The 23671-nt window shown below is 58.7% G+C and carries 22 protein-coding genes and 2 pseudogenes; 17 read left to right on the top strand and 7 right to left on the bottom strand.

The window, feature by feature from the left end; all coding sequences use genetic code 11:
• Positions 1-8 precede the first annotated feature (8 nt).
• The 11 genes from F3H98_RS25870 (at position 9) to F3H98_RS25820 (ending at position 11997) form a co-directional block, all read left to right on the top strand.
• Positions 9-1118 (top strand): electron transfer flavoprotein subunit alpha/FixB family protein, encoded by a 1110-nt coding sequence (locus tag F3H98_RS25870; RefSeq protein ID WP_149763216.1) that lies wholly within the window; start codon positions 9-11, stop codon positions 1116-1118.
• A gap of 11 nt (positions 1119-1129) precedes the next feature.
• A complete protein-coding gene (locus F3H98_RS25865) occupies positions 1130-2437 on the top strand; it encodes an FAD-binding protein (RefSeq protein ID WP_149763215.1) in 1308 nt (435 codons plus the stop codon).
• 12 nt (positions 2438-2449) lie between these two features.
• Positions 2450-2749, top strand: a complete 300-nt coding sequence (locus tag F3H98_RS25860) for a ferredoxin family protein (RefSeq protein ID WP_149763214.1) — start codon at positions 2450-2452, stop codon at positions 2747-2749.
• Positions 2750-2848: 99 nt separating this feature from the next.
• Positions 2849-4618 (top strand): nif-specific transcriptional activator NifA, encoded by a 1770-nt coding sequence (nifA, locus tag F3H98_RS25855; protein ID WP_149763213.1) that lies wholly within the window; start codon positions 2849-2851, stop codon positions 4616-4618.
• 239 nt (positions 4619-4857) lie between these two features.
• Positions 4858-6339 carry a nitrogenase cofactor biosynthesis protein NifB gene (gene nifB / locus F3H98_RS25850; RefSeq protein WP_149763212.1) on the top strand — a complete coding sequence of 494 codons (1482 nt, stop codon included), beginning with the start codon at positions 4858-4860 and terminating at the stop codon, positions 6337-6339.
• A 32-nt stretch (positions 6340-6371) separates the two neighbouring features.
• On the top strand, positions 6372-6566 hold the full coding sequence (locus F3H98_RS25845) for a 4Fe-4S binding protein (RefSeq protein WP_149763211.1): 195 nt from the start codon (positions 6372-6374) through the stop codon (positions 6564-6566).
• Positions 6567-6664: 98 nt separating this feature from the next.
• Positions 6665-6985, top strand: a complete 321-nt coding sequence (locus F3H98_RS25840; RefSeq protein ID WP_149763210.1) for a nitrogen fixation protein NifZ — start codon at positions 6665-6667, stop codon at positions 6983-6985.
• The gene (nifT, locus tag F3H98_RS25835; RefSeq protein ID WP_149763209.1) at positions 6982-7194 is read left to right on the top strand and encodes a putative nitrogen fixation protein NifT; all 213 of its coding nucleotides are present in this window, start codon (positions 6982-6984) and stop codon (positions 7192-7194) included. Before F3H98_RS25840 ends, nifT begins: the two co-directional genes overlap by 4 nt.
• Positions 7195-7236: 42 nt before the next feature.
• Positions 7237-8142 carry an SIR2 family NAD-dependent protein deacylase gene (locus F3H98_RS25830; protein WP_149763208.1) on the top strand — a complete coding sequence of 302 codons (906 nt, stop codon included), beginning with the start codon at positions 7237-7239 and terminating at the stop codon, positions 8140-8142.
• Positions 8143-8215: 73 nt separating this feature from the next.
• Positions 8216-10084, top strand: coding sequence for an ABC transporter ATP-binding protein (locus F3H98_RS25825; RefSeq protein ID WP_149763252.1), 1869 nt, complete (start codon positions 8216-8218; stop codon positions 10082-10084).
• The gene (locus F3H98_RS25820) at positions 10084-11997 is read left to right on the top strand and encodes an ABC transporter ATP-binding protein (protein ID WP_149763207.1); all 1914 of its coding nucleotides are present in this window, start codon (positions 10084-10086) and stop codon (positions 11995-11997) included. Before F3H98_RS25825 ends, F3H98_RS25820 begins: the two co-directional genes overlap by 1 nt.
• A gap of 91 nt (positions 11998-12088) precedes the next feature.
• Here F3H98_RS25820 and F3H98_RS25815 read toward each other — a convergent pair whose 3' ends face one another.
• Together F3H98_RS25815 and F3H98_RS25810 are read right to left on the bottom strand one after the other, a co-directional pair.
• Positions 12089-12466 (bottom strand): hypothetical protein, encoded by a 378-nt coding sequence (locus F3H98_RS25815; RefSeq protein ID WP_149763206.1) that lies wholly within the window; start codon positions 12464-12466, stop codon positions 12089-12091.
• Positions 12467-12481: 15 nt separating this feature from the next.
• Positions 12482-12736 (bottom strand): helix-turn-helix domain-containing protein, encoded by a 255-nt coding sequence (locus F3H98_RS25810; RefSeq protein ID WP_149763205.1) that lies wholly within the window; start codon positions 12734-12736, stop codon positions 12482-12484.
• Positions 12737-13602: 866 nt separating this feature from the next.
• Between F3H98_RS25810 and F3H98_RS25800 the strand changes: the two genes are divergently transcribed.
• Complete coding sequence (locus tag F3H98_RS25800) at positions 13603-13992, top strand: hypothetical protein (protein ID WP_149763204.1); 390 nt, start codon at positions 13603-13605, stop codon at positions 13990-13992.
• Here the strand turns inward: F3H98_RS25800 and F3H98_RS25795 are convergent.
• Positions 13989-14414, bottom strand: a complete 426-nt coding sequence (locus F3H98_RS25795; protein WP_149763203.1) for a hypothetical protein — start codon at positions 14412-14414, stop codon at positions 13989-13991. The genes F3H98_RS25800 and F3H98_RS25795 overlap by 4 nt on opposite strands.
• 713 nt (positions 14415-15127) lie before the next feature.
• Here F3H98_RS25795 and F3H98_RS25790 point away from each other — a divergent pair.
• The 5 genes and pseudogenes from F3H98_RS25790 to F3H98_RS32600 all read left to right on the top strand — a co-directional run.
• On the top strand, positions 15128-16123 hold the full coding sequence (locus F3H98_RS25790; protein WP_149763202.1) for an AAA family ATPase: 996 nt from the start codon (positions 15128-15130) through the stop codon (positions 16121-16123).
• Between the two features lie 12 nt (positions 16124-16135).
• The gene (locus F3H98_RS25785) at positions 16136-16816 is read left to right on the top strand and encodes a hypothetical protein (protein ID WP_149763201.1); all 681 of its coding nucleotides are present in this window, start codon (positions 16136-16138) and stop codon (positions 16814-16816) included.
• A gap of 27 nt (positions 16817-16843) precedes the next feature.
• Positions 16844-18139, top strand: coding sequence for a S8 family peptidase (locus F3H98_RS25780; protein WP_244621903.1), 1296 nt, complete (start codon positions 16844-16846; stop codon positions 18137-18139).
• Complete coding sequence (locus F3H98_RS31915) at positions 18136-18477, top strand: hypothetical protein (protein WP_244621902.1); 342 nt, start codon at positions 18136-18138, stop codon at positions 18475-18477. The genes F3H98_RS25780 and F3H98_RS31915 overlap by 4 nt, the downstream gene beginning before the upstream one ends.
• 835 nt (positions 18478-19312) lie before the next feature.
• A pseudogene (locus F3H98_RS32600) lies at positions 19313-19567 on the top strand (ATP-binding protein); the annotation flags it as partial.
• Here the strand turns inward: F3H98_RS32600 and F3H98_RS25770 are convergent.
• The 4 genes and pseudogenes from F3H98_RS25770 to F3H98_RS25755 form a co-directional block, all read right to left on the bottom strand.
• Entirely contained in the window at positions 19531-20019 is a 489-nt protein-coding gene (locus F3H98_RS25770) for a GNAT family N-acetyltransferase (RefSeq protein ID WP_149763200.1), read from the bottom strand. The pseudogene F3H98_RS32600 and the gene F3H98_RS25770 overlap by 37 nt on opposite strands.
• Positions 20020-20093: 74 nt before the next feature.
• Positions 20094-21287, bottom strand: coding sequence for a hypothetical protein (locus F3H98_RS25765; RefSeq protein ID WP_149763199.1), 1194 nt, complete (start codon positions 21285-21287; stop codon positions 20094-20096).
• A gap of 17 nt (positions 21288-21304) precedes the next feature.
• Positions 21305-22780, bottom strand: a complete 1476-nt coding sequence (locus F3H98_RS25760) for a coproporphyrinogen-III oxidase family protein (RefSeq protein ID WP_188130560.1) — start codon at positions 22778-22780, stop codon at positions 21305-21307.
• A gap of 672 nt (positions 22781-23452) precedes the next feature.
• Positions 23453-23671 (bottom strand): annotated as a pseudogene (locus F3H98_RS25755) (IS110 family transposase); the annotation flags it as partial.

Genomic DNA, 23671 nt, shown 5'->3' with positions numbered 1-23671 from the left:
AGCAAACAATGTCGACCGCGAACCGAGAAACCCCTCGCCCTGCCGCCGGCCGTGCCGGCATAAAGAAGGAACTGCCCGATCATTTCAAGGACTACCGGCACGTCTGGGTCTTCATCGAATTCGAACGCGGCCAGGTCCATCCCGTATCCTTCGAACTGCTCGGCGAAGGCCGCAAGCTAGCCGACAAGCTTGGCGTCCAGCTTGCGGGCGTCGTGCTCGGACCGCAGAAAGAGGCCACCCGGAATGCGGTTGCCGAGGCCTTCGCTTATGGCGCCGACCTTGTCTACATCGTCGAGGCGCCGCTGCTCGCCGACTATCGGAACGAGCCTTTCACCAAGGCGATGACGGATCTGGTCGATACCCACAAACCCGAGATCCTTCTTCTCGGTGCGACCACACTCGGCAGGGATCTTGCCGGCTCCGTGGCGACGACCTTGCAGACAGGGCTCACGGCCGACTGCACCGAACTCGACGTGGATGCGGACGGTTCGCTCGCCGCGACCCGTCCGACTTTCGGCGGTTCCTTGTTGTGCACGATCTATACGCTCAATTACCGGCCGCAGATGGCGACAGTGCGACCGAGGGTCATGCCCATGCCGCAGCGGGCGGATAAGCCGGTCGGGCGTATCATCCAGCATAAGCTGTCGGTAGCCGAGGACGAGATCGTCACCAAAGTCCTCGGCTTCCTGCCGGACAGCCAGTCGGCAAAGGCAAATCTCGCCTATGCCGACGTCGTGGTTGCGGGAGGCCTCGGTCTCGGCGGGGCGGAGAACCTGCAGCTTGTGAAGAACCTCGCTCGAGCGATCGGCGCCGAACATGGCTGTTCGCGCCCGCTGGTCCAGAAGGGCTGGATGCCGGCTGATCGGCAGATCGGCCAGACTGGCAAGACCATCCGGCCAAAGCTTTACATAGCGGCCGGGATTTCCGGCGCCATCCAGCACCGGGTTGGCGTCGAGGGGGCCGATCTCATCGTGGCCATCAACACCGATCCGAACGCGCCAATTTTCGATTTCGCCCACCTTGGCATCGTCACCGATGCAATCCGCTTCCTGCCCGCACTGACGGAAGCCTTCACCCGGCGGCTTTCGCCGCACAACCGCGACAAGCTTGCGTGCTAAGGGAGATGGACATGATCGAGGAAGAATTCGACGCCATTGTCATCGGGGCCGGCATGTCCGGGAACGCAGCTGCTTACACCATGGCAAGCCACGGCCTGAAGGTGCTGCAGTTGGAGCGCGGTGAATATCCGGGCTCAAAAAATGTCCAGGGTGCCATCATGTACGCGAACATGCTGGAGAAGATCATCCCGGACTTCCGGGATGATGCGCCTCTCGAGCGGCATCTGGTTGAACAGCGGCTTTGGGTGATGGACGACACGTCCCACACCGGGTTTCACTATCGGTCGGACGACTTCAATGAGGCGAAGCCCAACCGCTACACGATCATCCGCGCCCAGTTCGATAAGTGGTTTTCGCGCAAGGTGCGCGAGGCCGGCGCGACGGTTCTTTGCGAGACGACCGTGACGGAACTCGTCCGTGATGCCAAGGGCAAGGTGATCGGCGTCCGCACAGATCGGGCCGGTGGAGCGATCTATGCGGACGTGGTCGTTCTCGCAGAAGGTGTTTCCGGACTGCTTGGCACGCGGGCCGGCCTGCGCGAGATGCCGAAGCCCGAAACCGTGGCACTCGCCGTCAAGGAAATGCATTTCCTGCCCGAAGAGGTCATTGAGCAGCGGTTCGGCCTCAAGGGTGACGAAGGCTGTGTGATCGAGGCCGTGGGCACGATCTCCCGCGGCATGGCCGGGCTCGGCTTCCTCTACACCAACAAGGAGTCAATCTCATTGGGCATCGGCTGCCTCGTCTCCGATTTCGCCACGGCGATGGAGAGCCCTTACGCCCTCCTCGATGCCTTAAAAAACCACCCTTCGATCCGGCCGCTGATCGCCGGCTCTGAGGTCAAAGAATATGCCGCGCATCTCATTCCCGAAGGCGGCCACAAGGCGATTCCGCAGCTCTTTGGCGACGGTTGGGTCGTGGTCGGTGATGCCGCGCAATTGAACAACGCCGTTCATCGTGAGGGTTCGAACCTCGCCATGACCTCCGGCCGCATCGCGGCTGAGGCAATCGTCCAGGTCAAGAGCCGCAACAATCCGATGACCAAACGGAACCTCACCCTCTACAAGGCCATGCTGGACAAGTCCTTCGTGGTCAAAGACCTGAGGAAATACAAAGACATTCCGGCCTTGCTCCACACGAATTCCAGCAATTTCTTCACGACTTATCCGCAGCTGATATCGCAGGCCGCACAGAACTTCATGCGTGTCGACGGCACGCCGAAGATTGAGAAGGAAAAGGCGACCACGGCCGCCTTCATCAAGGCACGTTCGCGCTGGGGGCTGGTCAGCGACGCGGTTCGCCTAGCATTCGCGTGGCGCTGAGGGAGAGACGAGATGACGATCGCAGTGACGAAGTTACGCGTCGAGGACAAGCTTTACCAGAACCGCTACCTGGTCGATCCCGGCCGCCCGCATATCAAAGTGCGACCGCACGAGAGGCCGAGCGCGAACCTGCTCGCCCTGACCCACGTCTGCCCGGCGAAATGCTATGAGTTGAACGATGAGGGCCAAGTGGAGATCACCGCCGACGGCTGCATGGAGTGCGGCACCTGCCGGGTTTTGTGCGAGACCAGCGGCGAGATCGAGTGGAACTATCCCCGCGGCGGCTTCGGTGTCCTCTTCAAATTCGGATAACTGGCGAACGCACCGTTTCACGTGAACACTATGCTGTCGGAGTTCAAAAAATAAGGGCGCTTGGGAGGAGCATCCTGGACAACCCCGTGAGGTGTTTCCATGGCTCACATGCTGCGGGATCGGATCGATGAAGTAGGACCTCGGGACACCGGGCCCGAATCATCCATCAAAACGATGCACAAAGCCGATATCTCGCTCAGGGGAATCTACGAGATATCGAAGGTCCTGACCGCTCCCGCCCAGCTGGAGATCAAGCTCGCCAATGTCGTGAACATCCTCCCGTCGTTTCTGCAAATGCGTCACGGAGCAATCGTTGTCCTGGACGCTGAAGGAGAGCCGGAGATTGCCGCAACTGCCGACAACACCCACCCACGTCAATCAGGCACTCGCCGCGTCATACCAGAGGCCGTATTGGATCAAATCGTCGCTACGGGGACGCCGCTCATCATACCGGACATCAGCAAGTCCCAACTATTTCAGGCTGACCTTCAAACGTCTTCGAGCGGCGGCACCATCCCAATTGCCTTTGTCGGTATCCCCGTAAAGGCCGAGCATAAGATCCTTGGAACATTATCGATCGACCGCGTCAGGAACGGTGCCACCGGCTTCCGCTACGACGAGGACATAGGCTTCCTGACCATGGTCGCCAACCTTGTCGGTCGGACCATCCGTCTCCATCGCATCCTGAGTAAAGATCGTGAGCGGCGTGTCGATGAGCAATGGAGACCGGAGAAATCGCTCGACGAGGAGAGGACCGACTCCGCCCGGCATCCGCATGTCAAAATCGACGGGATCATCGGGGAAAGTGCCGCTCTCAAGCGGGTGCTCGAAACCGTCTCGGTCGTAGCAAGGACTAATTCCACCGTGCTCCTGCGGGGCGAAAGCGGCACCGGCAAGGAATTCTTTGCGCAAGCCATTCATAAGCTCTCACGCCGGGGGAAGAAGTCTTTCGTCAAATTGAACTGCGCCGCACTGCCTGAAAGCGTTCTGGAATCGGAACTGTTTGGGCATGAAAGGGGCGCCTTCACTGGGGCTATCTCCCAGCGCGCCGGCCGTTTTGAATTGGCAAATGGCGGAACGCTGCTTCTTGATGAAATCGGCGAGATTTCGCCTGCCTTTCAAGCCAAGCTGTTGCGCGTCTTGCAGGAAGGCGAACTGGAGCGAGTTGGCGGCACCAAGACGCTACAGGTCGACGCCCGCCTCATATGCGCCACCAACAAGGACCTCGAGACGGCTGTCGTGAATGGGGAGTTCAGGGCCGACCTTTATTACCGCATCAATGTGGTGCCAATTATCCTGCCCCCGCTCAGAGAGCGGCCCGGCGATATTCCACGCCTTGCGAAAGCCTTCCTCGACCGATTCAACAGGGAGAACCATCGCGAGCTCGCCTTCGCGCCGGCGGCGCTCGACCTGATCTCACAATGCTACTTCCCTGGTAACGTCCGTGAGCTGGAAAACTGCGTGCAAAGGACGGCTACACTTGCGCGTTCAAGGACGATCACTCCATCGGATTTTGCCTGCAAGAATAGCCGGTGCCTTGCTTCGCTCCTCTGGAAAGGAGCCGGCCATTCACATGGCGGCAGTACCACCGACGAACTCGTCCGGGGCAACATGATGCCGATTGGATCGCCGCTACCGGCCGGGCGCATCGGCGTCTCGGAGGGCGAGGTATCGTCCGTCAAGGCCTGCGATCCCAACGATTTCGCTGGGCCGGCAATGGGCCCGCGTCTGACAGAACGCGATCGGCTGATCGACGCGATGGAGAAGGCGGGCTGGGTTCAGGCCAAGGCGGCTCGTATCCTCGGCCTCACGCCGCGGCAGGTCGGCTATGCTCTGCGCCGGCATCGTATCGAGGTGAAGAAGTTCTAAAGGTCCTGGGTGACGTCAACGTCACGCCGGAGATACCCCTCCTCGCTCTCTGTGTGCCTGAGGGCGGTAACTTTCGCGACCCGATTCGCTTGTCTGTTGTCAGAAGCGTGACAAAACTGTTCGGTAGTGAACAGACAGAATCGGACACGAAAGCCAACTTATTGAACTAAAACCGCTTTTGGCGTTGGTATAGCTCTTGCCCTTTGAATCGTGACGTTCACCAGGAACAGAGCCATTCGATGTCCGTACCGATGATTTCGCTTGAGAGTCTTACCAGCACGACATCCTTCGACGAGTTGCTCGCGACCGCGAAATCCGGTGGCTGCGCATCTTCATCCTGCGGCTTGTCGGGAAAGCCGAACGACATGGATCCGGCTATCTGGGAGAAGATCAAGGATCACCCCTGCTTTTCAGAAGAAGCGCACCATTATTTTGCGCGCATGCACGTGGCGGTTGCCCCAGCCTGCAACATCCAGTGCAACTACTGCAATCGCAAATATGACTGCGCCAACGAAAGCCGGCCTGGAGTCGTCTCGGAAAAGCTGACGCCCGACCAGGCGCTACGCAAGGTGATCGCGGTCGCCAACGAAGTGCCGCAGCTTTCCGTGCTCGGCATCGCCGGACCGGGCGACGCCTGTTACGACTGGAAGAAGACAAAGGCAACGTTCGAACGAGTCGCCAGAGAAATCCCCGACATCAAGCTGTGCATCTCCACCAATGGGCTCGCGTTGCCGGACCATGTCGCCGAGCTTGCCGACATGAATGTCGATCACGTGACGATCACCATCAACATGGTCGACCCGGAAATCGGCGTGAGGATCTATCCTTGGATCTTTTACGATCACCGCCGCTACGGCGGCATCGAAGCCGCCCGGATCCTGCACGAGCGGCAGATGTTGGGCCTGGAAATGCTGACCGCGCGCGGCATCCTCACCAAAATCAATTCGGTGATGATCCCCGGCGTGAACGACGAGCATCTGATCGACGTGAATAAATGGGTCAAGGAGCGCGGAGCGTTCCTGCACAACGTCATGCCGCTGATTTCCGACCCGGCGCACGGTACGCTCTACGGCCTGACCGGGCGGCGCGGCCCAAATGCAATGGAGCTCAAGGCACTTCAGGACCGTCTCGAAGGCGGCGCCAAGTTGATGCGCCATTGCCGGCAGTGCCGGGCCGATGCCGTCGGCCTGCTCGGCGAGGATCGTGGCCAGGAATTCACGATCGACCAGATTTTCGGCGAGGTCACCTACGACGCCAGCAAGCGCGAGGCTTATCGGGAGGTGGTCGCGCACGAGCGCCGTGATCACGTGGCAGCTAGGAGCGAGGCGGTCGGAACGGTCAAGGCAGTGAGCTCCGGAAAGTCCCTTCTCGTCGCGGCGGCGACCAAGGGCGGCGGCCGCGTCAACGAACACTTCGGCCATGCGAAGGAATTCCAGGTTTATGAAGCCTCGCCCAGAGGGATCAGCTTCGTCGGGCATCGCAAGGTTGAGCAGTATTGCCTCGGCGGCTGGGGCGAAAACACCACCCTCGAAGGCATCATCGCTGCGCTGGAAGGCATAGACATCGTGCTGTGCGCCAAGATCGGAAATTGCCCCAAGGATCGGCTCGCGGAAGCTGGAATCCGGGTAACCGAAGCTTATGGCCATGACTACATCGAGACCGCAATCAGCGCGCTTTACGCCGCCGAGTTTGGAGTCCAACCGCTGGCGGCGACGGCCTAAGCCGTCTCATTCCAACCGAACCAGGAGTAAAAATGGCTTTCAAGATCATCGCATCCCAATGCACCCAATGCGGTGCCTGCGAGTTCGAATGTCCCTCCGGCGCGATCAAGTTCAAGGGCGAGAACTACGTGATCGATCCGGACAAGTGCACAGAATGCAAGGGGGTCTCCGATACGCAGCAATGCGCCACGGTATGTCCGGTGCCGAAGACCTGCATTCCCGCCTGACCTCAAATTCGGCTACCGACACGATCGGGCGCGCGCCCGGAGGACGCCTTGAACACCTTTGTCAACAACGTGCAGCCGCGAGAAAGGAAGGAACGGCCATGGGCCTCGGACGCGAACAGGAGGTCGAAATCCGCAAGCCTCCACGATTTATGCCGGGTGAGCGGGTCCGTGCCACACGCCACGTAAAGAATGACGGCACCTATCCTGGCAGGGAGGTCGGCGAAAACCTCGTGCGGAAGGGCGACGAGGGTTATGTGCGCGACGTTGGCACCTTTCTCCAGCAGTTCTTCATCTATGCGGTCGAATGGGTCGATCGTGGCACGGTGGTCGGGATGCGAGCGCGTGAATTGATGAGCCTCGACAAAGCCGAGGCTCCTTGCAGTGCCCAAAGCACTGCTAATGAAGGAACGGCCAGATGAAAGTAATGATCCGCAGGACCGGTGCTGGCTTGTCGGCGTATGTCCCCAAGAAGGATCTCGAAGAGCCGATCATCAAGGTCGAGAATGAAGACTTGTGGGGCGGGGCCGTGACGCTCAGGAACGGCTGGCGGCTCGTCCTACCCGACCTTCCGCGGGATACGCGTTTGCCGATCACCGTCGAGGCAAGGAAGATTTCCGATGAGGACTGACGCTGCGGGTTGATAAGGTGAGAGCGGCGAGAGGAAACGAGCATGAACACGATCCTGACCTCGGGCCATCTCGTCGTCATTCGGGACAGTTTTGCCGAAAAGCGGCTTGGCCTACTGAAGGAAGGGCTCGCCGCCGATGAGGTGATCCCCTATCTCGGTCCGGGTCTGCTTAGGCTCAGCTCCGCGGAACCGCCTGTGCCGCATACGCCAGAAGCCGTTGCCGCGGCACTCAACACGCGGGCGCCAGCCCCTTCCAAGATCCGCACCAATATGTGGTCGGTCGCTCAGTTCATCGAACAGCGCCGGCACCGCCGGACGCTGCAAGCTTGGATGGCCGAGATATTCGCAGCGCCCGTGCCGCCGAGCGTGCTCCACAGCTGGCTCGCAACGCTGCCGCTCTCCCTCATCGTTGACAGCTGGTACGACGGCGCCATGCGCGCGGCCCTCGCACAGGCCGCCCGAACCGACGTCGTCGAGATACAAGGCGTCACGCGAGCGAACGAAATTGGTAACATTTGGACGAAAACCTACGATCTGTCCGGGAGGGAACTCGAACCCGGATCAGCGGCAAAGACGGTTCTCTATAAGCCTCACGGCAGTATTAGGCCGGCCGCAAACTTCCTCATCGCTGATTCCGACTATGTCGAAGTCCTAACCGAAATCGATATCCAGACGCCGATCCCTGACGTGGTGAAGGAACGGCGCATAAACCGTGGCCTTTTTTTCGTAGGCTGCCGCTTCGACGATCAGATGCTGCGGACCTACGCCCGACAAATCATGAAGCGCTCCAATGGCCCACATTTTGCTGTAATCGATGCTGTACTGCTGACCAAGAACGAACGCCGTTTCCTTGCAGCAAGCGCAATCACGGTCATCGACATGCCGGCAGGTGAAGCCGCGGCTCTGCTTGGCGGAGCAGGCACCGCAGCAGATGGTGGCCAGGATTAACATGGCGGGCGCCTTTGGTGGTGAGTCATCCGGCTTGCCTCAGAAGGCGCAAAATTCAGTTTGGAACACACCCGTGAACAGTGATCCTATTGGCAGCGCGACGAAGCCTCTGAATTCGTTCGTGCACGTGGAAGCGGCCGGCTGGGGCCGGGGCCTGAGCACGCTGCTGCGCATTACGCGCATGAATTTGCGGCACCCGTGGCAGGTCGCCTTCGCTATCGGCTCGACACTCGTAGCGGTAATCCTCCAGTTGCTCATCCCCCAGCTTCTCGGCCGGGCCATCGACCAGGCCCAGAAAGCCATCGAGGGTGGTATCTCCGGGGCGGCCGCCGAGCAGGCGCTATGGATCTCGGCTCTTCTGCTGCTCGCCGTCAGCGCGCTGCGCGGCCTTTTCACGATGGTGCAGAGCTATTTTGCTGAAGCGGTCGGGCATCACCTCGCATACGAGTTGCGGCTCGCCTGCTACGAGAAGATCCAGCGTCTTAGCTTCTCCTTTCACGACCAGATGCACTCAGGTGACTTGATCACGATCGGCATGCTCGATCTCGAAGGCGTGCGGATGTATTTTTCCACCGCCCTGGTTCGCGCCGTCCTGCTCACCATGCTGATCGGGATCGGCGCCTACATGCTGATCTCCACCGACCTGGTGCTCGGTCTCCTCGCGCTGAGTTTCGTACCTTTCGTCGGGTGGCGCTCGTCTGTCACACAGCTTAGGCTGCGCGCCACTTGGCTCGACCTGCAGGAGCGGCTTTCGGTCCTAAGCCGCGTGATGGAGGAAAATCTCGTAGGAATCCGCGTCGTCCGCGCTTTTGCGGCCCAGGCTTATGAGATGCTGAAGTTCGACCGCGCCTCGAAGAGCGCGCTCGGCCTCGCCCACGACCGCGTTGACATCTACGTGCCCAACACGTCGGCGATGACCTTCTCCTTCCTTTTCGCCATGGGACTGGTCCTTTGGATCGGTGGCGACAAGATCATCGCCGGCGAGATCAGCGTCGGGACGCTCGCGACGTTCCTGACCTTCATGACGATCCTGCAAATGCCCGTCCGCCAGATCGGGCTGATGGTCAACGCCTTCGCCCGCGCTTCCACCTGCGGTTCGCGTCTCTTCGGTCTCCTCGACCAGGATATCACGATCAGGGATGCTCCCAACGCCAAACCCCTCGAGATCAGCAAAGGCACTCTGCGCTTCGACAATGTCTCGTTTGCATATCCCGGTACCGAAAACCGCGCGATTCTGAAGAATGTCAACTTTGAGGCCCGAAGGGGCGATACGATCGCGATCGTCGGTCCGCCGGGTTCGGGCAAATCGACGATGGCTCACCTGATCCCCCGCTTTTACGACGTCACCGGGGGCGCCATCACGCTTGATGGGCAGGACATCCGCAAAGTCAGCCTCGCGATGCTTCGCAAGGCGGTCGCGGTCGTGCAGCAGGATGCATTCCTGTTCACCACCACGATCGAGAACAACATCGCTTATGGCGATCCCTGGGCGAAGGAACAGCGGATCGAACGCGCCAGCGAATCCGCCCAGCTGCACAACTACATCCTCGGCCTACCAGCAGGCTACGAGACGGTCGTGGGCGAACGCGGCGTCTCTCTCTCGGGCGGCCAGCGCCAGCGTCTCACGATTGCTCGCACCATGATGCTGCGCCCCTCGGTCATCGTTTTCGACGACTCGACCGCCGCGATCGATGCCGCCACCGAGCAGCGCATCCGCGCGGTGATACGGCGTTTCGCCAAAGATCGGGTGACAATCATCATCGCCCACCGGCTGAGTTCGCTCATGCACGCCGACCAGATCCTTTTTGTCGAGAATGGTGAGATCGTCGAACGCGGCACTCACGAAGAGCTTTTGGCGAAGGGAGGACGCTACAAGGCCCTTTATGATCTCCAGTTGCGCCCGGGTGATGACATGTCGATCGAGCATGGAGGCGCGCGCTGATGGCCCAGGGGCACGCCGGCGAACTCGAAGCCGAACGCAATGACGTCCGTGAGGACGGCAGACGCCCTCCGCGCGCGGTTGTCGGCTCGCACCGTATCGAAGAGGAGATGTTCGGCCGGGCTTTCGACAAAAACATCATCCGGCGCATCTGGGCCTTCGTCCGTCCCTACCGGGCCAAGGTAGTCATCTCGGTTGTCGCATTGCTGATCTTCAGCGGCGTGCAGCTTCTCATTCCGTTAATCATCCGCTACGCGATCAACCGCGGCATGGCTCCAGGAGGCATCGATCACCCCGCCCTGCTTGCGGCCGCCGGCGCGTTCCTTCTCGCGATTTTGGTCAATTTCGCCGCCGGCTACACACAGGAAACCGTGGTGGGGAAAATGGCGGAGAATGTCCTTTTCGACATCCGCCGCGCCATGTTCGGCCATCTGCAGAAGGTTTCGCTCTCCTTCATGGACAAGACCGAGGTCGGACGCCTGATGTCGCGCCTGCAAGGCGACGTCAATTCCATGCAGGAATTCCTCGAAACCTCATTATTTTCCGTAGGGGATATTGCGCTTCTCTTCGGCATCGTTTTCGTGATGCTGTGGCTCGACTTTCGCCTCGGCCTCCTGACGCTCTCGGTCCTGCCGGTCCTGTTCGTCGTCCGCATCGTCTGGCTGCCGCGTGCCCGCGACGCCTTCATTGCTGCACACGAGACCAATTCGGTCGCCAACGGCGCGCTGGCCGAAGCTATTCACGGCGTGCGCGCCGTCCAGTCCATGGATCGCCAGCAGGTGAATTTCGTTCTTTACGACGACAAGGCCCATGCCAATCTCAAGACCCATCTGACCGCTGCCAAATATGCGCAGGTCATGGTGCCGATCGTCGATAGCCTGTCGGGCCTCGCCATGGCCGTAGTCATCGTCGTCGGCGGTTCGATGGTCATGAATGGCCGCATCGATGTGGGCGTGTTGGTCGCCTTCCCTTTCTACATCCAGCGCTTTTTCGATCCGATCCGCTCGCTCACCCTGCAATATTCGGTCATGCAGCGCGCCATGGCCTCCGGCAAGCGCCTGACCGACGTACTGGACGTCAAGATCGATGTCCAGGACAAGCCCGATGCCAGAGTACTGTCGCGCGAAATGGACGGCTCGGTCGAGTTCAGGAACGTCACCTTCGGCTACAATCCCAACCATCCGGTGCTGAAAAATGTTTCCTTCCGGGCCAATCCCTGCGAGACGGTCGCCTTGGTCGGGCCGACCGGTTCTGGTAAATCGAGCGCGATGGCCCTCGTCCACCGCTTCTATGACGTCCAGAAGGGCCAAGTGCTGGTCGGCGGACATGATGTGCGCGATCTCACCCAGGAATCGCTCGGCCGCCAAGTCGCCATGGTGCTGCAGGAGCCGTTCCTGTTCACCGGAACGGTCTTCGAGAACATCCGCTACCACAAGACCGAGGCCACGCGCGAAAAGGTGATCGAAGCCGCCAAGGCGGTCGGCGCCCACGACTTCATCATGAGCCTTGCCGACGGGTATGAAGCCCAACTCGGCGAACGCGGCGGCAACCTTTCTCTCGGTCAGCGCCAGCTTATCAGTTTCGCCCGTGCTCTCGTCGCCGACGCCAAGATCCTCGTGCTTGACGAGGCCACCGCCAACATCGACAGCTACACGGAAATGCTGATCCAGAAGGCCCTGATCAAACTCTTCGAGGGCCGCACCGGGCTTGTCATCGCCCACCGTCTCGCTACCATCCGAGGCGCTGACCGCATCATCGTTCTTCAAAACGGCGAGGTGATCGAGACCGGCAACCACGACCAGCTAATGGCGGCGGGCGGACTTTACTCCAAGCTCTACAACCTCAACTACGCCTCGTTCGACGATATCCTCGAGGAGGAACTCGATGCCTCCGCACAAGCCGGCTCCCGGACGTGACGTGTGCCCGGCATATCTATGGGTGCTGTCCGTGATGACGCGTTTCAGGCGGGCTGACGGACGCTGCCGCCGTTAACGACGAGGCAGGCAGTCAGAAGGGGAACTCGTCGGAGATCATCAACACGGCCGTGAGCGCGATTCCCTCCTTCATCCACATGTAAAGCTCACGCTGCCGATGGGTGCGCTCCACAGTTGCCCAAACAGATCGAGACAGTTTTGAGGTTAGTCCCTCAAGTGTCCAGAGAGCATATCCCTTCGAATTGACCGCTTCTGCCAATCGTCCTGCGTCCTGAGTGTTCAATTCACGAGAAAGCCATTCCTTTTCCGACGGCGAGACGCGAGGAATCCTGCCGTCGAAATTGGTCCAGTAGGCCAACACTGCAGAAGCTATTGCCTTGCGCTCTTCAGGATTCAGCGTTTCCAGCGAGATATTGAGCACCAGCAGGACGGCATCGCCAGATGGCTGCAAATTTTAGCTGACACATCACGCAGCATCCGAGACGTCCGACAACTCGTCGAATGTTCCGGCAGGCAAGGACAGTGACCTCGCGATCCGGTCACGATAGCCCTTGTTGTATCTCAGGCCGGACTCGATGTTTTCGATCTCCTCGGCGGCAAGTCCGCAGGCTATTGCCATTTCCTCAATCGAGTAGCCCAGGTGCTCGCGGTATGCCCGGACGATGTGCGTCCCCTCGGAAATTGCTTTCAAGACCGTCTCGGGAATGCGCGAATCGTTCACGTGGCAGCTCCTTAAAAACCAGGGTAGCGTCTGACGATCGAGGATTTCCTCTCGGCCTGGCGAACCCAGCAAAATGCAACAAAATGGATGTCAGGCGGCCTGATCGGCCTCATCCATGGAAAGGGCCGCGACTGAAAACTGGCGGCCGGTCCAATATGGAGGTTCACCCGATTCCGATCAAGTCCGAGTGCCCAATCGCCGGTCCAGGCGAGTCCCGCCCTGCGAAAAGGGTCACTGATACACCCAGTACTCGAGGCGGGCGAGAAAGTGCTCGACGAGCTGTTGCCCACGGGCGATTTCAGCAGGTCAATCGGACGCTGGCCGCCCAGCCCCATGGGCGGACTGCGTAGCCGGGCATAGAGGTTCGACCACGCATCCGTGAGCGCTTCGCGTGGCGGTGATAATATCGATCACGAACGGCTCGGGGTGATAGCCTGGTTCGCACACCACTATCTAAGCGGAGTTGAGGTTACGATGCCGGCAGGACGATTTGTTCATGCCCGCAATAGCGGAGGACTGATCTCCTGCGTGATTTCCAGCGTCAGCAACCTTGCCGGCCACATCAGCCGGCGACAGCTTGACGATGGTCGGTCTACGTTCCGCACGTGGAGGGAGGGCGAAATACGACCTACTGCGAAGCCGAAAATAAAACAGAAGCGGGAACGGCGGCGTCCTGATCCATTTGCAGGGGTCACCCACGAGCTACGTGGCTGGTTTGAAGAAGGGCCGTGGCAAACGAGCCGGGAATTGCCGGCGCGGCTGCAGTCGGAATACCCGGAGAAATATCCCAGTCTCCTTCTTCGCACACTGCGCCATCTCGCTTTACCGACAAGCAGCCGGGCACGAGCTTTTGAAGCTTTTCAGGCATGTCGGATTTGATGGCCGGCTGTGACGCGTCGGTGCAGACGATGAGCCGATCCGCGCCGTTCTCCCAGATCGGTGGTGGACTCCAGTCCCTGAATTTATGCGCGATCCTGCCAATAAGGCAGTTTTTCACTTGGGTCGAAAATACAATCGCGCCGGGTTACTCCTGTTCCTCCTCGGGGCTCGTGCAAAACGTGAACCGACGCGCACGCGGCGGACAGGACTTCCTGCGCCCGGTCTCCGAACCATCCTCCGATGCCGCCGCCTATACCGACGACAGCGATCGCAACAAGTGCCCATGCGAGAGCAACGATGGCCTTGCGGGGATTGTCCAGAAATTCCCCGAACCACTTTTGCGGATCGAACTTGTCGTCGTCCGGCATGGCGGTTAGGCGTTTGGCGAAAAGAGGAAGATGTAGGTTCGGCCCTCGACAAGAAGGATGATCCTGAGCCACTTGCTTTCCTGGCCGACGCTGCACCGCGCATCCGGCATTTCCTGACTGACAGGCTCCCGCTTGTCGAAGTTCTGGATGCAGACCACGATTTGCTCGTAGTTCTTGTCGATCACCGCGCCGATCACGCCCGCGTCATTCTTGCGAACCTCGTAGAGCTCCGGCGATGTCTGAGGGGATGAGCTGACAAACTGCTCGAACATAGGGATGAGAATGGCGCGAAGGGCTTGCGGATCGCTGCTGCCGGGAACCGATTTCAGACTCCCGACAAGAGTCGACTGGGCGGGAGTGTTCTCAGTCGTCGCAAGATAAATGTCACACCACGGGTAACGCGGCTCAAGTACGCAGCTCGCTGCGTTCACCACCTGCGCGCCAGTGCGTGGGTTGGCGTCCGGAACATCGCAGGTGCATTGCTCCGGGCTGGGATCGGCCCTTGCAGGTTCGAGCGCAGGGCTGGCTAAGGAAAAAGCCAGCCCGGCGAAAAGCGCGGCGGCGTACGAACAGCACTTTCCGTTATGAACTCGAAATCCAAGAAAGCCGCGGCCAAAGTCGACTATCCCCCACCCCTTGACAGAACCAAGAAAATTATTCGACCACTTCCTGCGAAGCGCGCTGTTGGCTCGCAGAATAACTTCGTGTGTCGAAGTTGTACACCGAGCGACCGCGGCGCGCTGCACCCACGCCGATGAGCAATCGAGGAGCGCATTGCGCAGTTGAAAGCGTCGTTCTTGCAGGAAGAGTCAAGCCTGCCGCGGAAGCGCCGGCACCAGATGTCGACCGTTCGTTTCCAGGCCCTCATCCGCGACTCAGGAGCGGGCCCCTCCCCTGTGAGCCCCACGATCACCAGTAAGGCACGCGCACTCGGCTTGTGCGCTAAGACGCGTATCGAGATCCGTCGCTGCGCCATCGCGGAGCCATTGGCAAAATACCCAAACGACACATGACCGCTTCCGACGGGCGTGATTCGCTAGTAAATTGTTATAAGGTCGATTCTGCCACCCCGTGCAGCTGCGTTGGAGCTCCGCAGCGCGGAGATGTAGTTCAACTAGGACGATCGATAGATAAGGAATAGTGAATGGCTCGCGGTGAATTAATGAAGAAATTGCTGGCGAGCTATGGTCGCGACGACGAGTTTCGGGCCGTCGCCGAACAGATAATCATCGAAGAAGAGCAGAAAAACAACAAGGTCCTGGCGCGTAGCCTCCGCAAAACGCTCGAAAGCGGGCCGGCCCCAAAGGGACCGCAACCCATGCGGTCGCTTGCGCCGCTCATTCCTTTTCCCGAAGCCGCCAAGGACTTGGTGGAGCGGGTCGAGCCCATCCACACAACCAAAGACGTCATTTTGAGCGCGGCCAACACCCGCGTGTTCATCGGCTTGCTGAAGGAATTTCGACGGGCAGATGACATTCGGCGTAGAGGTCTACCAGTCAGGTCCAAGCTCCTGTTCTGCGGTCCTCCTGGCTGCGGAAAAACGATCTGTGCGGAGGTATTTTCTGCGGAGCTGGGACTGCCGATGTACGCGGTGAAGCTCGACCAGCTGATATCTTCCTACCTAGGTGAGACGGCGACGAATTTGCGCAAGATTTTCGATTTCGCACGGAAACAGCCCTGCGTGCTGTTCCTTGATGAGTTTGACGCGCTCGCACGGTCCCGTGATGATTCCAGCGAACACAACGAACTGCGCCGGGTCGTGAACAGCCTTTTGCTGTTCATTGATCGACTCAAACCGCAGGGCTTCCTCATAGCTGCCACGAATCTAGACCACGCGCTCGACGCCGCGATCTGGCGCCGGTTCGATGAAGTTATCTGGTTCGGCAAGCCTGACCGCCAGCTGGTTGAGCGCTACCTGCGGATGAAGTTTCGTAACGTGCCGACGGCATTTGATGTCACGTCGCGGGCAAGGGAGTTTGACTGTTTCTCGTACGCGGAGATCGAGCGGGTCTGCATACAGGCTATGAAAGCCGCCGTAATCGAGAAACGCAAGGAAGTGCGAGAGAAGGACTTGAACACCGCACTTCTCGACGAGAAGCGTCGCCGAGCAGGCCGATCCCAGCTAGCCACACAACCGTAAGGCGCCATTCCGATGGCGCGGTACGATCATTTGCGGCTGGTGAGGCTGCCGGAACAACTCGAACGTCGCAAGCGCCCTGGCTTTGGCGCCGCTCCTGCTCGCGATCGGCAGCAACACGGCAGGCGGATTACCGCCGAGCTCGACCAGGCGGTCGCAACCCAGCAGCGACGCCGTCCTCCTGACGCGGTCAATCCATCGCTTATCCTACGTGTCCGAATGACGGGATCCCTGTTGGAGAGCGACTGGGAGGCCCTTGGCCTTACCGTCCTTTCCAGCGATGCCGACCGTACGCTTGTGCTCTTTTCCTCCGACGATGAAATGCGCGACTTGCGAGCGCGGGTTGCTGCCTATAGCGGTCCGATACCGGCCGGCCAAGCTGGAGCTCCCTATGCAAACTTCGTCGCCTCAATTGAATCGATCGGAACGGTGGAACCCATGGACCGAATCGGATTGCGCCTGCGGAGTGATGGATTCGTAGAACCAAGCGACTTCGATGCAGTTCCCGAATTGGTGGCCGACATCGAGCTTTGGGATTTCGGAAGGCGCGAGCTTCGCCAGCGCAAGCTGGGCGAGATTGAGGCATACGTGGTCGCCCTAGGCGGTGAGTGGCTGGATGAATACATCGGCCCCTCGATCACCATGGCACGCGTTCGCGCCAGTGGAGCGGTCTTCCGGGCATTGCTTTCGCTCTAGGAGATCGCAAGCATCGATCTGCCTCCGGTGCCGGATGTCGCCACGGTTGACGCCCTGCGCCTCGAACTTGGCGACCTTCCTCAACTCGACTCGCTCAGTGACGATGCTCCCCTGATTGGCATCATCGACAGCGGCGTGAACGACCACCCGCTGATCGAAGACATCTTGGTCGGCGCCATCGGGGTTCCCGAGCGGCTGGGTACGGCGGACGAATGGGGCCATGGCACGCGGGTCGGCGGCGTGGCTGTATTCGGAGATCTTCGCGCGCAGCTCGCGAACGGCGGGCTGGCTCGAGGCGCGCGGCTCTGCGCCGCCAAGGTCGTGAACGAAAGAGGTGAGTTCGACGATCGTCGGCTCGTACCGTCGCAAATGCGCGAGGCAGTTGCGACGCTCAATGCACGCTTTGGGTGCCGGCTCTTCGTGATTGCCCTTGCCGATACGAAGCGCGTCTACGACGGCGGAAAGGTGGGAACCTGGGCAGCCACGCTGGATGAACTCGCACGGGAGCTCGACGTCGTCATTATAGTTTCTGCAGGCAATCGGGCACCGCGCGGTGGCAATAGGATCGAACAAGCTGTAACCGAATACCCGCGCTATCTGACGGAAGAAGGAAATCGCCTGTTTGAACCGGCCGGTGCGATCAACGTCGTGACCGTAGGTTCAATCTCGCACGGCAATGGGCTGGATGCACGTCTGGGCACCGAGATCGCCGTCCGTCCCATCACGGAGGAGGGCGAGCCTTCACCTTTCACACGGATTGGACCTGGCGTCGAGGGATCGATCAAACCGGACTTTATCGATCTGGGCGGCACGATGGTGCTCGATCCCCTTGTTCAGCGGCTTCGCGACGGCCGCGATGTCGCCAGCGCGGGCCTCCTGACCCTCCATCATCGCCCCGTAGAGCAGCTAATTACCAGCGGCTCCGGCACTTCATATGCCGCACCGATCCTTGCGTTCAAAGCTGCGCAGATCTTAACTCGCGTTCCCGACGCGTCCGCCAATCTCGTCCGTGCGTTGTTGGCGTCGTCGGCCGCAGTTCCTGAAGCCGCTCAAGCGCGCTTGGCGCCTTTGGGTGACGAGGCCATCAGAAGCGTGTGCGGCTACGGACAGGTCGAACTGGAACATGCCGCGTTCTCCGACGATGCGCGCGTGGTCCTTTATGCAGAGGATGAGCTTGCGATCGATCATTTCGCGATCTACGAGTTGCCAATACCGCAACTTTTCCAGAGCACCAATGGTCGTCGAACAATAAAGATTACGCTCGCGTTCGATCCACCCGTTCGGCATAGCCGGAACGACTACGCCGGCGTTGCGTTGGTATGAGTTTCCGTCTGGTGCGCGGCTGCGAGCCTGCACTGATTTCGGAGCATTACAAGCGGCGCCCGCGCGATGAGGAGGTGCCGGAAATCGCCGGACGCTTCCAGTGCAAGATGGCTCCAAGCCCGCAGCTTCGGGGAAAGAGCATCCTGCAATCGGCCGTGGCCACGTTCAAGACGGACATTTCAAACTACGGCGACCGCTACTACGTCGTGGTGCGATGCGAATCCGGATGGGCGACAGAGCTTGCAAGCCAACGATTCGCGCTCGTCGTCGAAGTCGCGCACGAGGCCAACATACAGATTTACCAGCAGATACGGCACCGTATCCAGCTGCGCGGTTAAAGGGGCTAACTTAATCGTGGCCCTTTCAAGAGAAGATTTCCTCAACGCGCCCCCCAGACAATCCGCCGGAACTGCCCGACGGCGTCTTCGGCCCACCCAAACCGCGCGGACCAGAGTGGCCGGACAACCCGGACCTCCGAGCCGCAATGGATTGGTTCAAGTCGTTGATGCCGGAAGAGGAATGGCATGCCCGGCGAGTCGCAGCTTTCGTGCTCCTACACCGACGCGCCTATGGAATGACCGACCCTGACGTCAAAGGGCGGCTCCTCGATTCCCGGGATACGTTCGGATGGTATCTGTTTCTGGCTGAGGCATTTATCGATCATGTTTGGAACTACGAGCCGATGTTCGGATCCCGTGTGGTCCCGGTTTTGACTGCAGTCGGGCGAAACCGCGCGCTAAGCTCACGATCAAACCATGCGTCTGCCGTTCCCTCCATGGCACCGTCCTCCGCGATTCGGTGCCAGACAAGGAATCACGCATGATTCATGCCCCGCAAGAGATGTGGGCAATCGAAAGCCAGGAATGCGCGTCCACGATATCCCGACTGTCCTGATGACGCCTTAGCGAGCTCGGCAGCGCCGGGTTGCGCTCCTGAAGGAGAATGGGAAGCCGGGAGCCGAACGCCACTATGTGACCGAAGCCAAAGAGACAACGGCATCAGGGTCACGGATTGGAGAATGGTTCAAGAACCGCAGAGCAAGGTCAGCTCTGCGCGCAGGGAAATATTAGCCGACCGGCCCCCAACGCCGGTCAGAACGCAAACCGAACCCAAGGAGCGGCACCGCAAGAGGGTGCTTTGTCCCTTGAGTTCTTTCATTGGAGGCATCATGACAACTTCGGTGACACCAAGATGACGACGGCCTTGCTCGACCGTCTCACACACCACTGCCACATCCTCGAAACCGGAAACGACAGCTTCCGCTTCAAAAACAGCACCGCCCACGAACCGAAAGGAGAGGCCCCCAAACTCGACCTCAACCCGAAACTCGAAACATACATAAAAGGCGGGTCAGCTCTCGGTGAAAATCCCGGGTCATTTCTCAGCAGAAATCAACAGTCATCCTGGCCGGCGAGCCGCTTCTCGTAGAAGATCACTGCATATCCGTGCAACATCCCTTCCCTGCGGCGAATATAGCCAGCCGTCTCATAAACTCTTTGAGCCCCTATTTGGATGGTTGTCGTGTCGAGCACTATCCACTTGAATCCCAGAGCAACGGCTCGCGATTCCAGTTCACTAAGAATCCTCCTTCCAAGCCCTCGTCGTTGAAAGGCGGGATCGACCCGCATACGCTTCAGCTCTGCGACACCGTCGTTAATAGGTTTCAATCCACCCATAGCAGCGAGTTGGGGGCCAATATGGGCAACTACGAAGTCTCCGCCTGACGCGATGTATACTTCTCCGACATTGCGTAAATCATCCTCCCACACCCCTTGCGGACCACACACACCAACAGCCTCAGATGCGCTTCTATGCAGATGCCATACATCATCGGCATCCCCTGTCTCGAACCGACGAAAGATCACTTCGTCTTGAGACATCGACCATCACCTTTCTGGTGTCGGACGCCTGTGCGTGGCATCATGATATGTTTTTACCTAGGCAAGTACCGCCGTTAGCTTTGATGCGCCGCCGTTAACAGCCGCTGTGAAAGTACAGCCTCAACGCTTTCCGCCGCCTCAACTCCGACGATTGGACGACCCGGTTCAATCGTATATTTCAATGCCGTACTGCGGTGCATCCGGGTAAACCGATCCAGCGCACAAACACAAGACGCGCGCAGCTTTCTGATTTCACTGCCGTGGCGCTCCAAGACGGGCAAGATGGTTGCAAACTTAGGAAAGTCCGCTTTTCCTTCTAGCCAGCTTGGCTGGAGCCCCGCGCTCCCCTTGTCTGGTGACAACCAGCGGAACACCTCGTGAATGCATCCCTGCGGATAGTACTCTGACAGCCGATATACATCCCTATAAAATTGCGGTTTCTGGTGGAAGAGTTCTTCACCGATCAGTAGCACCGAGACCGCCACGATCCGGGCAGAGAAACGGCCGCTTGGGCCAAGCCTATCCTTGTAAGGGCTTTTTCCGTAGAACATACGAAATTCGCCGAATAGATCGGGCGACATATGTTCATAAAAGCGCGCCAGAACATAATTCGCCGCCTCCAGGGACTTCACGCACAGCGCAAGACACTGGCGCGCATCCGCCCCGACCGCGTCACGCAACTCAAGTAGAGCGTCCATTGCCGACTGTAAGTCGCTCTCAATGAGTTGATGACCCAGGCAAAAATCTCGCTCCTCGACCCCAGCTGAGCCGAGGCAATATACGCGAGGATCGCTCTCCAGCGGATTGGTAAGGATCATATCTTCATAGGAGAGAACATCAATGCTGGGCTGCCGCTGACAACTTAAGCGTGCAATACGCCTTAGCGACTCTCCCACCGTTAACTCGGCATCGACGGGATGAAGGCCAGCAAACGCAGACATCTGATAAGCACAATTGACGAGATACTGGATGTCTGTCTTAGCCACCCCAAACTCGCACTGGGGCAGATTCAGTAGGTGCGCCTCATAGTCCGTTCCCGCTATCATCGCGTTAATGTTATGCCCAAGCGCCTTGACCGCTTCATCTGGCCGTTCACTACCTTTGATCTCCGCAATATAGTGCGGGAGTTGGTCGGCGACAAAATCGCTAACAATCCCAAGCGGGCGTTTTCGCTGCCGGCGATCAATGCTGTCGGTCAGATGAGAAAAAATCCCCTGCGCCCGATGGGGCGTCTGGTCCGGGACAGAAAAGGACGACCTAACGACCATTGACGAGCCCCCCGACTTCACCGAAAGACAGCTTGCATTTCTGCACTTGACCCGTATCTTCCCGCCGGCGAGTAATCGTGTTTTTCGAGCAGATCTGTTCGTTTGTCTGTTATCCTGCTATCGTTGTACGCGACCCGCTCAAGCACATTGTCCGAGAAAAATAGCAGCGATACAGCGCCCGAATTGATAATGCCGGCTGCAGTTAACGAAAGCACGCCATCGTTTGAGATGCTGACGAGTCCCGCCTCCATTAAGGTTTTAATCTCGCGGCCAAAGTATTTTTCCATTGAAACCCCAAATTCCTGCTCGAAGCGAGAGAGCAACACTCCGCTGCTTCGCAAGGCAAACATTATTGTTCTGCGAATGAGATCGTCTTGCGACAGTACAGCACCTTTCCACACTGGTTTTTCGCCCGCTTCAACTCTAGACAGATAGCGATCCAAATCTGCCTCGTTATAGAACTGGCACTGACTCATGTAGCCAAATCCGCCAACTCCAAACGGGACAAGATTATTGTCGTTCCAGGAATCGTATTTACGGCGCTGTTGAACGGAGTGCGGCTGCGACCTCTTAGTCCAATAGAAAATCGGCCCATGGCGATAGCCAAGCCTCGTGAGGATGTGCTCTGCCATAAAATGCATTATGATGCGCTCCTTAGCCCCAGCGAATTGATATCGTCCACTAGCCAATTGGCGGGCTACGGGGTCCGTCGATTTGAACATCAATGGGAATATATTGAACTTCTCTATTCCCATGTCCAATAAGCCGATAAGTGAGTCGTACCAGCTCCGGAGCGTTTGCTCCGGCAGCCCATACATAAGGTCAAGGGATAGGTTCTCAACGCCCATCTCATTCAGTAATTTTACGAGTTGTATCACCTCCTCCACACCGTGCCCGCGGTTTAATATGCGCAGAATGTTCCGATCTAGAGTTTGAACGCCCAGAACGAAGCGGTTTACGCCGCCTCTAAGTAGAGTGGATACACGATCCGCAGCATCCACATGCTTTACAAGGGAGGGATGCAATTCGAAACTTACTTCGGATTTCGATAGATCAAAGCGCTTGTTCGTCATATCAAATAGCGTTTTGAGTTGATGGTTGGTCAAAAATGAGGGAGTGCCACCGCCAAAAAAAGCAGTTTCAATAGCTCTGCCATCAAGCGCTGCGTCTGACCAACTCATCTCTTTATATAGGGCCGCCAAATATCGTTCCACTCGCTCGGAGGATGGATTGATTTCCTTGCCGAAGTGGCAAAAGGTGCAATACTGGTTACAGAAGGGAATGTGGAAATATAGGTCAATTGACGATGCAACCTGAGCCAACAACTGTTCGGCATTGAGGTCGCCCATTGCCTTGAGGGGAGGATATGTGCCGACGAGATAATCGTTGTACGTGTCAAGCTGCAAATTTCGCGACCTCAACATATCTAGATTGATGTCGTACGAGCGGTCGATCGCAGCTTCCAAGGCCTCGGAATAGCTCGGCACGTGCATCTTTAGGACCTCCTTTGGCTTTCGTGGGACGGCAAGGCGCGATGGCAGTTGCGTTCGCGCTACATCGCTGTCTTCTCTTGGCGAAGCAGTGCATTTCGATCAGCGATCCGGAGTCGCTGGCTCCCAGTCGACGCGGGCGAAGGTTTAGGCGGGAACGCACTCAACAGTGCAGCGTCCATGGTATTGATTTGGACCAATCGAGGAAGTTTCATTTGAACTCCTGCGGCGACAACTGGGAGACCGCCGTGGTCGTGCGGGTCCTTTACCGTGTCCTTGCAATCGACGTGCCACCAAAGACTTTTTTTGCGGACCTTGCTTGAAAGACGGGAAAACCATGTGCACCGCGTGGCCCCGCCGACGGAATACTCGCGCCTCAGCGTCGGCTTTCGAACATACACGTCTTTAACCGGACACGGCTGAACAGTTAGACCGTCGTCTAATAGCGAGATTTGCAAGCGCCTTTTTAGGTGTGAGAGGCTGTTTGCCGAGAGCATGGTCGTCTACGCGGTCGACATGGGTCGCCGCATTATGGTGCTTCGCGGGACGGGTCCTTCCAATGTATGTCTCGCACGCTCCGAGCAAACTCGTGGTGCAACGGTCTTAACGGAATGGACCAGCCTCGGTCCCGGCAGGGACGCCTCTTCCCGCCATGGGCGTTACAGAGCTAGAGAGTTAGGTGGTGGCTGTCGCCCTGTTGAAGAGCTCACCGGAGCGAAGCATCGCATGCATGATGACGGCGAGTTTGCGGGCGACAGCGACCGCGGAGCGTTTGAAGCCAATCTTCTCGCGTAGTTTTATACCCCATCTACGCAGATCGCTGTCGGCCTGGCTGCGTGTCAGGATCACTACCGCGGCTTCATAGAGAAGGGAACGCACATGGGTGTCTCCGCG

Source organism: Neomesorhizobium albiziae, assembly GCF_900114255.1.
GTDB classification, from domain to species: Bacteria; Pseudomonadota; Alphaproteobacteria; order Rhizobiales; family Rhizobiaceae; genus Neomesorhizobium; species Neomesorhizobium albiziae.
Note: the sequence above shows the minus strand (reverse complement) of the source record. Positions and strands in the feature narration are given on the sequence as shown.

Excerpts from the sequence above, each read along its gene's own strand:
- F3H98_RS25870 (WP_149763216.1), top strand. The coding sequence starts at position 9 with ATGTCGACCGCGAACCGAGAAACCCCTCGCCCTGCCGCCGGCCGTGCC.
- F3H98_RS25865 (WP_149763215.1), top strand. The coding sequence starts at position 1,130 with ATGATCGAGGAAGAATTCGACGCCATTGTCATCGGGGCCGGCATGTCC.
- F3H98_RS25860 (WP_149763214.1), top strand. The coding sequence starts at position 2,450 with ATGACGATCGCAGTGACGAAGTTACGCGTCGAGGACAAGCTTTACCAG.
- nifA (WP_149763213.1), top strand. The coding sequence starts at position 2,849 with ATGGCTCACATGCTGCGGGATCGGATCGATGAAGTAGGACCTCGGGAC.
- nifB (WP_149763212.1), top strand. The coding sequence starts at position 4,858 with ATGTCCGTACCGATGATTTCGCTTGAGAGTCTTACCAGCACGACATCC.
- F3H98_RS25845 (WP_149763211.1), top strand. The coding sequence starts at position 6,372 with ATGGCTTTCAAGATCATCGCATCCCAATGCACCCAATGCGGTGCCTGC.
- F3H98_RS25840 (WP_149763210.1), top strand. The coding sequence starts at position 6,665 with ATGGGCCTCGGACGCGAACAGGAGGTCGAAATCCGCAAGCCTCCACGA.
- nifT (WP_149763209.1), top strand. The coding sequence starts at position 6,982 with ATGAAAGTAATGATCCGCAGGACCGGTGCTGGCTTGTCGGCGTATGTC.
- F3H98_RS25830 (WP_149763208.1), top strand. The coding sequence starts at position 7,237 with ATGAACACGATCCTGACCTCGGGCCATCTCGTCGTCATTCGGGACAGT.
- F3H98_RS25820 (WP_149763207.1), top strand. The coding sequence starts at position 10,084 with ATGGCCCAGGGGCACGCCGGCGAACTCGAAGCCGAACGCAATGACGTC.
- F3H98_RS25800 (WP_149763204.1), top strand. The coding sequence starts at position 13,603 with ATGTCGGATTTGATGGCCGGCTGTGACGCGTCGGTGCAGACGATGAGC.
- F3H98_RS25790 (WP_149763202.1), top strand. The coding sequence starts at position 15,128 with ATGGCTCGCGGTGAATTAATGAAGAAATTGCTGGCGAGCTATGGTCGC.
- F3H98_RS25785 (WP_149763201.1), top strand. The coding sequence starts at position 16,136 with ATGGCGCGGTACGATCATTTGCGGCTGGTGAGGCTGCCGGAACAACTC.
- F3H98_RS31915 (WP_244621902.1), top strand. The coding sequence starts at position 18,136 with ATGAGTTTCCGTCTGGTGCGCGGCTGCGAGCCTGCACTGATTTCGGAG.
- F3H98_RS25770 (WP_149763200.1), bottom strand. The coding sequence starts at position 20,019 with ATGTCTCAAGACGAAGTGATCTTTCGTCGGTTCGAGACAGGGGATGCC.
- F3H98_RS25765 (WP_149763199.1), bottom strand. The coding sequence starts at position 21,287 with ATGGTCGTTAGGTCGTCCTTTTCTGTCCCGGACCAGACGCCCCATCGG.
- F3H98_RS25760 (WP_188130560.1), bottom strand. The coding sequence starts at position 22,780 with ATGCACGTGCCGAGCTATTCCGAGGCCTTGGAAGCTGCGATCGACCGC.